The 12,383-nt window shown below is 61.5% G+C and carries 9 protein-coding genes and 1 tRNA gene; all 10 read left to right on the forward strand.

The genetic code is table 11. The features are described from left to right. Window positions 1–76, forward strand: a 76-nt coding sequence (locus SMD31_RS18870) for an EF-Tu C-terminal domain-related protein (protein WP_211104280.1), incomplete at its 5' end; no start/stop codon positions are given. Between the two features lie 109 nt (window positions 77–185). Next, window positions 186–261 (forward strand) — tRNA-Trp (locus SMD31_RS18875). 46 nt (window positions 262–307) lie between these two features. Beyond that, window positions 308–505 carry a preprotein translocase subunit SecE gene (gene secE / locus SMD31_RS18880; RefSeq protein WP_320502489.1) on the forward strand — a complete coding sequence of 66 codons (198 nt, stop codon included), beginning with the start codon at window positions 308–310 and terminating at the stop codon, window positions 503–505. A 5-nt stretch (window positions 506–510) separates the two neighbouring features. After that, complete coding sequence (nusG, locus tag SMD31_RS18885; RefSeq protein WP_320502490.1) at window positions 511–1,041, forward strand: transcription termination/antitermination protein NusG; 531 nt, start codon at window positions 511–513, stop codon at window positions 1,039–1,041. Window positions 1,042–1,168: 127 nt separating this feature from the next. Beyond that, window positions 1,169–1,603: a 50S ribosomal protein L11 gene (gene rplK / locus SMD31_RS18890; RefSeq protein WP_320502491.1), complete on the forward strand. Its 435-nt coding sequence runs from the start codon at window positions 1,169–1,171 to the stop codon at window positions 1,601–1,603. 3 nt (window positions 1,604–1,606) lie between these two features. Continuing rightward, window positions 1,607–2,299, forward strand: coding sequence for a 50S ribosomal protein L1 (gene rplA / locus SMD31_RS18895; RefSeq protein WP_320502492.1), 693 nt, complete (start codon window positions 1,607–1,609; stop codon window positions 2,297–2,299). A gap of 345 nt (window positions 2,300–2,644) precedes the next feature. Next, complete coding sequence (gene rplJ, locus SMD31_RS18900; protein WP_320502493.1) at window positions 2,645–3,160, forward strand: 50S ribosomal protein L10; 516 nt, start codon at window positions 2,645–2,647, stop codon at window positions 3,158–3,160. 64 nt (window positions 3,161–3,224) lie between these two features. Then, entirely contained in the window at window positions 3,225–3,599 is a 375-nt protein-coding gene (rplL, locus tag SMD31_RS18905; protein WP_320502494.1) for a 50S ribosomal protein L7/L12, read from the forward strand. A 290-nt stretch (window positions 3,600–3,889) separates the two neighbouring features. Next, the gene (gene rpoB, locus SMD31_RS18910; protein WP_320502495.1) at window positions 3,890–8,080 is read left to right on the forward strand and encodes a DNA-directed RNA polymerase subunit beta; all 4,191 of its coding nucleotides are present in this window, start codon (window positions 3,890–3,892) and stop codon (window positions 8,078–8,080) included. A gap of 68 nt (window positions 8,081–8,148) precedes the next feature. After that, window positions 8,149–12,321 (forward strand): DNA-directed RNA polymerase subunit beta', encoded by a 4,173-nt coding sequence (gene rpoC / locus SMD31_RS18915; RefSeq protein ID WP_320502496.1) that lies wholly within the window; start codon window positions 8,149–8,151, stop codon window positions 12,319–12,321. Window positions 12,322–12,383 lie beyond the last annotated feature (62 nt).

Here is a 12,383-nt window from a genome sequence, read left to right on the forward strand (position 1 = left end):
TGAAGGCCTGCGCTTCGCGATCCGCGAAGGCGGCCGCACCGTCGGCGCCGGCGTCGTCGCCAAGATCGTCGAGTAAGTTCGGCGGCGAAAGCCGCCGAATAAGGCCTGAAAATGCTGCTCCGGCGGCTGCGAAGAGCGGTCGCCGGATCGGCGTTAGAAAGGCCCAGAGTTGTCTGGAAGCGGATAGGGGCATAGCTCAACTGGTAGAGCGTCGGTCTCCAAAACCGAAGGTTGCGGGTTCGATCCCTGCTGCCCCTGCCAACTAGGCAATGCGTGATTTTAGTAGCTGATTTCGGGTTTCGAAACGATGGCGAAGACAAGTCCGATCGAGTTTTTCCGGCAGGTCCGGCAAGAGGTGGCGAAAGTCACCTGGCCGAGCCGCAAGGAAACGACCGTCACCACCTCGATGGTGTTCCTGATGGTGGTCGTGGCCTCCGTCTTCTTCCTCGCGGTTGATGCGATCCTGTCATGGGGCATCACCTCGGTCCTGGGTCTGGGGAGCTGAGCGCCATGGCGCATCGTTGGTACGTGGTCCACGTCTATTCCGGCTTCGAGCGCAAGATCGCTGAATCGATCCGCGATCAGGCCAAGCAGAAGGGCATGGAAGAGTTGCTGACGGACGTGCTGGTGCCGACCGAAGAAGTGGTCGAAGTCCGGCGCGGTTCGAAGGTGAATGCCGAGCGCAAGTTCTTCCCAGGCTATGTCCTGGTGCGCATGGAACTCACCGACGAGTCCTGGCACTTGATCATGAACACGCCGAAGGTCACCGGTTTCCTCGGCGGCAAGGGGAAGCCCAGCCCGATCTCGGAAGCTGAAGCGCAGCGCATCCTGCACCAGGTGCAAGAGGGCATCGAGCGCCCCAAGCGCGCGATTATTTTCGAAGTGGGCGAGCAGGTCCGTGTCAACGACGGTCCGTTCACCTCCTTCACCGGCCATGTCGAGGAAGTCGACGAAGAAAAGGGCCGCCTGAAAGTGGCGGTGTCGATCTTCGGTCGTGCCACCCCGGTCGAGCTTGAATATTCGCAGGTCGAGAAGGTCTGAGGACCCGGTCGACTTGTTTATCCGCCCGGTGACGGTTTCGCCGGAATGAGAAGTGTGGGAGGCCAGCCAGGGCCGGACCACAGAACCCAAAGGGGCCGGGTAAAGGCCCCCGAAATGAGGTTAGATCATGGCAAAGAAGATCGAAGGCTACATTAAGCTGCAGATCCCGGCCGGTAAGGCGAATCCGTCTCCGCCGGTGGGTCCGGCGCTCGGTCAGCGTGGCTTGAACATCATGCAGTTCTGCAAGGAGTTCAACGCAGCGACCCAGCAGATGGAAGCGGGCATGCCGATTCCGGTGGTCATCACCGCGTATAGCGACCGTTCCTTCACGTTCGTCACCAAGACTCCGCCGGCCAGCTACTTCCTGAAGAAGGCCGCGAAGATCGACAAGGGTTCGAAGACGACCGGCATCGGCGCGTTCGTCGGAAAGGTGACGATGACCCAGTGCCGCGAGATCGCCAAGCAGAAGATGGCCGATCTCAATGCGCACGACATCGAAGCCGCCGCCCAGATGATCAAGGGCTCGGCGCGTTCGATGGGCCTGCAGGTTGTGGAGGACTAAATCATGACCGGTAAGCGCATTAAGAAGGCCTATGAAGGCATCGACGCGACCAAGTTCTATTCGCTGCAGGACGCAGTGAAGGAGATCAAGTCGCGTTCCAAGACCAAGTTCGACGAGACCGTCGAGATCGCCATGAACCTCGGCATCGATCCGAAGCATGCCGATCAGAACGTCCGCGGCGTTGTCTCGCTCCCGGCGGGTACCGGCAAGAGCGTGCGCGTTGCCGTGTTCGCCAAGGGCGACAAGGCCGAGGCCGCGAAGAAGGCCGGCGCCGATATCGTCGGCGCTGACGATCTGGCTGAGCTGGTTCAGGCCGGCAAGATGGATTTCGACCGCGTCATCGCGACGCCCGACATGATGGTCACCGTCGGCAAGCTGGGCAAGGTTCTGGGTCCGCGCGGCCTGATGCCGAACCCCAAGCTCGGCACCGTGACCGCCGACGTCGCCGAAGCCGTGAAAGCGGCCAAGGGCGGCCAGGTTGAATTCCGCGCCGAGAAGGCCGGCATCATCCAGGCCGGTGTTGGCAAGGTCAGCTTCTCGGAAGCCGATCTCGTCAACAACGTGAAGGCGTTCGTCAATGCCATCACCAAAGCCAAGCCCGCCGGCGCCAAGGGCACCTACATTCAGAAGGTGTCGCTGGCTTCGACGATGGGCCCGGGCTTGAAGCTCGACGTCGCGACGCTCGCGGCGGAGTAAAGGATTTGGCGGGGTCCGGTTCGCCGGACCCTGTCGAAGGATGGACGAGCAATCGTCCATCTCCCTGTCCGAGACTGCAGGTCCCCAAGGCGTCGGGGACTAATGGAAGGCCGCTCCGCCTTTCGCCTGCAATAGACAGAGGTGAACCGAATTTGGCGAAAGCCCATGTGGCGGACGTCGTGTTCGGAGCGAACTTCTGGGACAGGTCAACCGGGGCTTCCGGTTCTGTCTTCGACGCTTTCCCCCAAAGGGAAGGCTGCTGAGATGGGTCGGAAGGTCCAATTGTAACCGGTCCCGCGCTCTGCTTTTAGTGGAGCAAGGGGTCACAAGTATCGGAGACGAAACGTGGACCGATCTGGCAAAGAGAAGCTGGTCACGGAACTCCAGGAAACGCTGAATGCCGCAAATCTGGTGGTTGTTACCCAGCAGAACGGCCTGAGCGTTGCTGAAGTATCCGACCTGCGTCGCAAGATGCGGGCGGCCGGAGCCGGCTTCAAAGTCGCCAAAAATCGGCTGGCAACGCTCGCTCTGAAGGGTACCAAGCACGAAGACCTGGGGACGTTCCTCAAGGGCCCGACGGCAATCGCCTATTCGGCGGATCCGATCGCGGCCGCAAAGGTCGCCGTGCTGTACGCCAAAACAAACGACAAGCTCAAGATCGTCGGCGGCTCGATGGGCACGCAGACGTTGAACGCTGCAGGGATCACGGCCTTGGCCACCCTGCCGTCGCTCGATGAGCTTCGCGCACGTCTTGTCGGCATGCTGCAGACCCCGGCCACGCGTTTGGCCGTTGTCACTGGAGCCCCTGCTGGCCAGCTGGCGCGTGTGTTTGGCGCTTACGCCCGGAAGGGTGAGGCCTAACGGCCGATCCGCGACCCAATAACTGAAGTTCGAACCTAACAAGACTTAAGCCTAGGAGAATAAAATGGCTGATTTGCAGAAGCTGGTTGACGAGCTCTCGAAGCTCACCGTGCTCGAGGCTGCTGAGCTTTCGAAGAAGCTCGAAGAAGCCTGGGGCGTGTCGGCTGCGGCCCCGGTGGCCGTTGCTGCTGCTGGTGGTGGCGCTGCCGCCCCGGCTGCCGAGGAAAAGACCGAATTCAACGTCGTTCTCGTTGATGGCGGCGCCAACAAGATCAACGTGATCAAGGAAGTGCGTGCCATCACCGGTCTCGGCCTGAAGGAAGCCAAGGACCTCGTCGAAGGCGCGCCGAAGCCGGTGAAGGAAGGCGTTGGCAAAGCGGAAGCCGAAGAGCTGAAGAAGAAGCTCGAAGCTGCCGGCGCCAAGGTCGAGCTGAAGTAAGCTCGAACGCCGTTTTTGGGGTGAGGAAGCGCCGGCCGCAAGGCTCGGCGCTTCCGTGCCTCCGGAGATACGGTGATTTTCGGGTGAATTGACTTTCCACCCCCGGCGCTGAAGCCGGAAAATGCGAAGACAGCGGCTCATCCGCGAGCCGTGCCGGTGCCGATCGATGAAGTTGGCAGGCGAAAGTTCCGAAGTTCCGGCAACGAAATTCGGGATCGTGCGGATTGAGATTTGAGCGGGCAGCCGTTGCCAGTTGTCCGCTGGCCCCACAGTTGAGACGAGGGATGTCAATGTCGAAGTCGTTTACCGGCCGCAAGCGCATCCGCAAGACCTTTGGGCGTATCGCCGAGGTCACCACCATGCCGAACCTGATCGAGGTGCAGAAAAGCTCCTACGACCAGTTCCTCCAAGTCGGCGTGCCTGCGGAAAAGCGTCAGAATTCCGGCCTTCAGGAAGTTTTCCGGTCGGTGTTCCCGATCCGGGATTTTTCCGAGAAGTCCGAGCTGCAGTTCGTGCGTTATGAACTGGAAGAGCCGAAATACGACGTCGAAGAATGCCAACAGCGCGGGATGACCTTTGCCGCGCCGCTGAAGGTCACCTTGCGTCTTGTCGTCTGGGATCACGACGAAGAGACCGGTGCGCGTTCCATCCGCGACATCAAGGAGCAGGATGTGTACATGGGCGACATGCCGCTCATGACGCATAGCGGCACCTTCGTCGTTGCCGGCACCGAGCGCGTCGTCGTCAGCCAGATGCACCGTTCGCCTGGCGTGTTCTTCGATCACGACAAGGGCAAGACGCATAGCAGCGGCAAGTACCTGTTTGCCGCGCGCGTCATTCCATATCGCGGCTCGTGGCTCGATTTCGAATTCGACGCCAAGGATCTCGTCTATGTCCGCATCGACCGTCGCCGCAAGCTGCCGGCCACCACGCTGTTGCTGGCGCTGTGGAACAAGACCGTCGACGCCAAGCTGAAGAAGGGCGAGCAGATCAGCGATGACGAGCGTCGCTTCGGCGGCATGTCGACGGAAGAAGTCCTGTCGTTCTTCTATAAGCAGGTCGTCTTCACGAAGACCAAGAAGGGCTGGACCACGCCTTTCGAGCTGGAGCGCTTCAAGGGCATCAAGCTGGTTGCCGACCTGGTCGACGCCAAGACCGGAAAGGCCGTCGCTGAAGCCGGTACCAAGATGACGCCGCGCCTTGCCAAGAAGCTGCAGGAAGCGGGTCTCAAAGACATGCTGGTGCAGCCCGAAGAAATCATCGGCCGCTTCTCGGCGCTGGACGTCGTCAATGAAGATACTGGCGAAATCCTCCTTGAGGCCGGTGACGAGATCAGCCAGGCGACGTTGACGACGCTGGAAGAGACGGGCGCCAAGGAATTGGCGACGCTCAATATCGACCACGTCAATGTCGGCCCCTATATCCGCAACACCCTCAAGGCCGACAAGAATTCGAGCCGCGAGGAAGCGCTGATCGACATCTACCGTGTCATGCGTCCCGGCGAGCCGCCGACCCTCGACACGGCCGAAGCGCTGTTCCGCGGCCTGTTCTTCGATCTCGAGCGCTATGACCTTTCGTCGGTCGGCCGCGTGAAGATGAACTCGCGCCTCTCGGTGCTGCCGGGTGAGCAGTTCGATCCGGCCGGTGCCGACGACCAGGTGCGTGTGCTCCGCAAGGAAGACATCCTCGCCATCCTTTCGGTCATGCATGAACTGAAGGACGGTCGCGGCGAAATCGACGACATCGATCACCTCGGCAATCGCCGCGTGCGCTCTGTCGGCGAGTTGCTGGAGAACCAGTATCGCCTGGGCCTGCTGCGCATGGAGCGGGCGATCCGCGAGCGCATGAGCTCGGTCGAGATCGACACGGTCATGCCGCATGACCTCATCAATGCCAAGCCGGCGGCCGCTGCCGTGCGCGAGTTCTTCGGCTCGTCGCAGCTCAGCCAGTTCATGGACCAGACCAACCCGCTGTCGGAAATCACCCACAAGCGCCGCCTGTCGGCCCTTGGGCCGGGTGGTCTGACACGCGAGCGTGCCGGCTTCGAAGTGCGCGACGTGCACCCGACGCATTACGGCCGCATCTGCCCGATTGAAACGCCGGAAGGCCCGAATATCGGTCTCATCAACAGCCTTGCGACCTTTGCCCGCGTCAACCAGTACGGCTTCATCGAGAGCCCGTATCGCCGCGTCGACAAGGGCCATGTGGGCGACGAGGTGGTCTACCTCTCGGCCATGGAAGAAGGGAAGTACACCATCGCCCAGGCGAACGCGCAGTTCGACCAAAAGGGCAAGCTGGTGGACGATCTCATCTCGTGCCGTCGCGGTGGCGACTTCATCATGGCGCGTCGCGAGGACATCCACTTCATCGACGTCAGCCCGAAGCAGCTTGTGTCGGTTGCCGCGGCGCTCATTCCGTTCCTCGAGAACGACGACGCCAACCGCGCCCTCATGGGTTCGAACATGCAGCGTCAGGCGGTGCCGTTGCTCCGCGCTGAATCGCCGCTGGTCGGCACCGGCATGGAAGGCACCGTGGCGCGCGATTCGGGCGTTGCTATCGCCGCCAAGCGCGCCGGCATCGTCGACCAGATCGACGCCACGCGTATCGTCATCCGTGCGACGGAAGAGGCCGATAGCGGCGCGCCCGGCGTCGACATCTACAACCTGCTGAAGTTCCAGCGGTCGAACCAGAACACCTGCATCAACCAGCGTCCGCTGGTGCGTGTCGGCGATCTGATCGACAAGGGCGACATCATCGCTGACGGTCCCTCGACCGAGCTCGGCGAATTGGCCCTCGGCCGCAACGTGCTCGTCGCGTTCATGCCGTGGAATGGCTACAACTTCGAAGATTCGATCCTGATCTCGGAGCGCATCGTCTCTGACGACGTGTTCACCTCGATCCACATCGAGGAATTCGAGTGCATGGCCCGCGATACCAAGCTGGGCCAGGAAGAAATCACCCGCGACATTCCGAACGTGGGCGAAGAAGCGCTGAAGAATCTCGACGAAGCCGGCATCGTCTACATCGGCGCCGAAGTGAAGCCGGGCGACATCCTCGTCGGCAAGGTGACGCCGAAGGGCGAAAGCCCGATGACGCCGGAAGAAAAGCTGCTGCGCGCCATCTTCGGCGAGAAGGCCTCGGACGTGCGCGACACGTCGATGCGCCTGCCGCCGGGAGTGTCCGGTACCATCGTCGAAGTGCGCGTCTTCTCGCGTCGTGGCGTCGACAAGGACGAACGTGCGCTGGCGATCGAGCGGGCGGAAATCGAGCGTCTCGCCAAGGATCGCGACGACGAAAAGGCAATTCTTGAGCGCAACTTCTACAGCCGCTTGAAGGAACTGCTGGTCAATCAGGTCGCGGCCGGTGGGCCCAAGACGCTGAAGCCGGATACCAAGATCACCGACAAGGTGCTCTCGGAGTTCACGCCGGGCCAGTGGCGCCAGATCGGCATCAAAGCCGACAAGCGCATGGCCGAAATCGAGGCCTTGAAGAAGCAGTTCAACGAGAGCGTCACCGCCCTCGAGAAGCGCTTCGAGAACAAGGTCGAGAAGCTGCAGCGCGGCGACGAGCTGTCGCCGGGCGTCATGAAGATGGTGAAGGTGTTCGTCGCGGTTAAGCGCAAGCTGCAGCCGGGCGACAAGATGGCCGGCCGTCACGGCAACAAGGGTGTCGTCTCGCGCATCGTTCCCAGCGAAGACATGCCGTTCCTCGAGGACGGCCGTCCCGTCGACATCGTCCTCAACCCGCTGGGCGTGCCGTCGCGCATGAACGTCGGTCAGATCCTCGAGACCCATCTGGGCTGGGCCTGCGCGAACTTGGGTCGCCAGGTCGGCGAGATGGTCGAGCAGGTCCGCTCCAACGGCAAATACGCGGAACTGCGCAAGGCCGTGAAGGACATCTATGGCGAGAAGACCTACAAGTCCGAAGTCATGGAACTGCCCGATGACCAGCTGATGGAGTTGGCGCAGAACCTCAAAGGCGGCGTCCATATCGCAACCCCCGTCTTCGACGGTGCGCGCGAAGAGGACATCGTCGAGATGCTGACCAAGGCGGGGCTTGCCAGCTCCGGCCAGGTGACGCTGATCGACGGCCGTACCGGCGAGCAGTTCGAGCGCCAGGTGACCGTTGGCTACATCTACATGCTGAAGTTGCACCACCTGGTCGACGACAAGATCCACGCGCGTTCGATCGGCCCGTACAGCCTCGTCACCCAGCAGCCGTTGGGCGGCAAGGCGCAGTTCGGCGGTCAGCGCTTCGGCGAAATGGAAGTCTGGGCCCTGGAGGCCTATGGCGCCGCCTATACGCTGCAGGAAATGTTGACGGTGAAGTCCGACGACGTGTCCGGCCGTACCAAGACCTACGAAGCCATCGTTCGCGGCGACGACAATTTCGAGTCCGGCATCCCCGAGAGCTTCAACGTGCTCGTGAAGGAACTCCGGTCGCTCGGCCTCAATGTCGAATTGACCTCGAACGAATATTAATCGGATAGCCGACTGAAGGCCCGGCGGGTGCACACCGCCGGGCCTCTGGTCGGCAGAAGGAGATGGCGATGAACCAAGAATTGATGAGCGTTTTCGGTCAGCCCCAGGGCCCGCAAACCTTCGACAACATCCGTATCTCGATCGCGAGCCCGGAGCGTATCCGCTCTTGGTCGTTCGGTGAGATCAAGAAGCCGGAAACCATCAACTACCGGACCTTCAAGCCGGAGCGCGACGGTCTGTTCTGCGCCCGCATTTTCGGTCCGATCAAGGATTACGAATGCTTGTGCGGCAAGTACAAGCGCATGAAGTATCGCGGCATCGTCTGCGAAAAGTGCGGCGTCGAAGTTACGCTCTCGAAGGTCCGGCGCGAGCGCATGGGCCATATCGAGCTCGCTTCGCCGGTTGCCCATATCTGGTTCCTGAAGTCGCTGCCCTCGCGCATCGGCCTGCTGCTCGACATGACCCTGAAGGATCTCGAGCGCATTCTCTATTTCGAGAACTATGTCGTCATCGAACCGGGCCTGACGCCGTTGAAGCAGCATCAGCTGCTCAACGAAGAGCAGTATCTCGACGCGCAGGATGAGTACGGCCAGGATGCGTTCCAGGCCGGCATCGGCGCCGAGGCCCTGAAGGGCATGCTCTCCTCGATCGATCTCGCCGAAGAGCGCGATCAGATGAAGATCGACCTCAAGGAGACCGCCTCGGAAGCCAAGCGCAAGAAGCTGGTAAAGCGTCTGAAGCTGGTCGACGCCTTCCTCGAATCCGGCTCGAAGCCGGAATGGATGATCCTTGACGTCGTCCCGGTCATTCCGCCGGAACTGCGCCCGCTGGTGCCGCTTGACGGTGGCCGCTTCGCGACCTCGGATCTCAATGATCTCTATCGCCGCGTCATCAACCGCAACAACCGCCTGAAGCGCCTCATCGAACTGAAGGCGCCGGACATCATCGTGCGCAACGAAAAGCGCATGCTGCAGGAAGCGGTCGATGCTCTGTTCGACAACGGCCGTCGCGGCCGCGTCATCACCGGCGCCAACAAGCGTCCGCTGAAGTCGCTCTCTGACATGCTGAAAGGCAAGCAGGGCCGCTTCCGTCAGAACCTGCTCGGCAAGCGCGTCGACTATTCAGGCCGTTCGGTCATCGTCGTCGGTCCGGAGCTGAAGCTGCATCAGTGCGGCCTGCCGAAGAAGATGGCGCTCGAACTGTTCAAGCCGTTCATCTATTCGAAGCTCGAGATCTACGGCATGGCCTCGACCATCAAGGCTGCCAAGCGCATGGTCGAGAAGGAGCGTCCCGAGGTCTGGGACATCCTGGAAGAGGTCATCCGCGAGCATCCGGTGATGCTCAATCGCGCGCCGACGCTGCACCGCCTCGGCATCCAGGCGTTTGAGCCGGTCCTCATCGAAGGCAAGGCGATCCAGCTGCATCCGCTGGTCTGCACCGCCTTCAACGCCGATTTCGACGGCGACCAGATGGCCGTCCACGTGCCGCTCTCGCTGGAATCCCAGCTCGAAGCGCGCGTGCTGATGATGTCGACCAACAACATCCTCAGCCCCGCCAACGGCAAGCCGATCATCGTCCCCAGCCAGGACATCGTCCTTGGCCTCTATTACCTGACGATGGAAGGCAAGGGCGAGCCGGGCGAAGGCATGGCGTTCGCCAATATCGGTGAGATCCAGCATGCGCTGGAAGCCAAGGTCATTACCTTGCACTCGCCGATCAAAGCGCGCCTGAAGACGGTCGACGAACACGGTGCGCCGGTCACCAAGATCGTGCAGACGACCCCTGGCCGCATGATCCTGTCGGAAGTGCTGCCGCGTCACCAGAATCTGCCGTTCGCCCTCATCAACCGCGTGCTGACGAAGAAAGAGATCACGAACGTGATCGACGCCGTCTATCGTCACTGCGGCCAGAAAGAGACGGTCATTTTTGCCGACCGCATCATGGGCCTCGGTTTCGCGCAGGCCTGCAAGGCCGGCATTTCCTTCGGCAAGGATGACATGATCATCCCCGAGGCGAAGAAGAAGCTCGTCCTCGATGCGCAGCAGAAGGTGAAGGAATACGAGCAGCAATACCAGGACGGCCTCATCACCCAGGGTGAGAAGTACAACAAGGTCGTCGACGTCTGGTCGAACTGCACCGAGCGCGTGGCCGAGGAAATGATGAAAGTCATGTCCAAGGAATCCACCGGCAAGGGCATCAACTCGGTGTTCATGATGGCCCATTCGGGTGCTCGTGGCTCCGCGGCCCAGATTAAGCAGTTGGCCGGCATGCGCGGCCTGATGGCCAAGCCGTCGGGTGAAATCATCGAAACGCCGATCATCGCGAACTTCAAAGAAGGCTTGTCGGTGCTAGAATACTTCAACTCGACCCACGGCGCCCGTAAGGGCCTTGCGGATACCGCGTTGAAGACGGCGAACTCCGGCTACCTGACGCGTCGTCTGGTCGACGTGGCGCAGGACGCCATCATCACCGAACTCGATTGCGGCACGGAAAACGGCCTCAGCACGAAGGCGGTGGTGGAAGGTGGCGAAACGATCGCCTCGTTGTCCGAGCGCATCCTGGGCCGCACCGTCGCGGCCGACATCAAGGATCCGCTGTCGGGTCGTGTCATCGCGGCGCGTGGCGTGCTCATCGACGAGCCGCTGGCTGATGAGATCGAGCGCGCTGGTGTCGACACCGTGAAGATCCGCTCGGTGCTGACCTGCGATACCAAGACCAGCGTGTGCGCTGCCTGCTACGGCCGCGACCTCGCCCGTGGTACGCCGGTCAACATCGGTGAAGCAATCGGCGTCATCGCCGCCCAATCGATCGGTGAGCCGGGCACGCAGCTCACGATGCGTACGTTCCACATCGGTGGCGCGGCGCAGCGTGGCGCCGAGCAGTCCGCCATCGAAGCGACCTATAACGGCGAAGTCCAGGTCAAGAACCGCAACGTCGTCATCAACAGCGACGGCCTGCCGGTTGTGATGGGCCGTAACTGCGAAATCGTCCTGGTCGACGATCAGGGCCGCGAACGCGCCCGTCACCGTGTTCCTTATGGTGCCAAGCTCCTCCAGGATCAGGGCAAGAAGGTCACGAAGGGCCAGAAGCTCGCGGAATGGGATCCCTACACGCTGCCGATCATCACTGAAAAAGAAGGCATCGTGAACTACATCGACCTGGTCGAAGGCCTGTCGATGCGCGAAGTGCTTGACGAAACCACCGGCATTTCAAGCCGCGTGGTCGTCGACTGGAAGCAGCAGCCGCGTGGCGCCGATCTGCGCCCGCGTGTGACGCTGCGCGACGACAAGGGCAATGTCGTCACCCTGCCGAACGGCGTCGAGGCCCGTTACTTCATGTCGGTCGACGCCATTCTGTCGGTCGAGAACGGTGCACATGTTCGCGCCGGTGACGTGCTGGCCCGCATCCCGCGTGAAAGCTCGAAGACGCGTGACATCACCGGTGGTCTGCCGCGTGTCGCCGAACTCTTCGAAGCGCGCAAGCCGAAGGATTACGCGATCATCAGCGAGGGTCCGGGTCGTGTTGAGTTCGGCAAGGACTACAAGGCCAAGCGCCGCATCGTCGTGGTGCCCGAGGATGCCAGCCAAGAGCCGGTCGAGTACTTGATCCCGAAGGGCAAGCACATCTCGGTCCAGGAAGGCGATTACGTCCAGAAGGGCGATCTCCTCATGGACGGCAGCCCCGTGCCGCACGACATTCTGCACGTGCTGGGTATCGAGGCGCTGGCTTCCTACCTCATCAACGAGATCCAGGAAGTCTACCGTCTGCAGGGCGTGAAGATTAACGACAAGCACATCGAGGTGATCGTTCGCCAGATGCTGCAAAAGGTCGAAGTGTCCGATCCGGGCGATACCACGTTCCTTGCGGGCGAGCAGATCGACCGCACGGAAATGGAGATCGAGAACGAGAAGGTCCTCAAGGAAGGCGGTCGCCTTGCCACGGCCAAGCCCGTGCTGCTCGGCATTACCAAGGCCAGCCTGCAGACCCGTTCGTTCATCTCGGCGGCGTCGTTCCAGGAGACCACGCGTGTCCTGACCGAGGCTTCGGTGTCGGGTCGTGTCGACTCGCTCATCGGCCTCAAGGAGAACGTCATCGTCGGCCGCTTGATCCCGGCCGGTACCGGCTCGGTGATGGCGCGCCTGAAGCAGGTTGCGGCGTCTCGTGATCGCGCGCTGCAGGATGCGGCGGGCGAAAACAAGCCGGCCATTACCGATCAGTCGCCCAAAGCCGAAGTCGCCTAAGGCGAACGAAACCATCGAAGAATGAGGAACCCCACTGCTTCGGCAGTGGGGTTTTTCTTTTT

It is taken from the genome of Dongia rigui (assembly GCF_034044635.1).
Taxonomy (GTDB): Bacteria; Pseudomonadota; Alphaproteobacteria; order Dongiales; family Dongiaceae; genus Dongia; species Dongia rigui.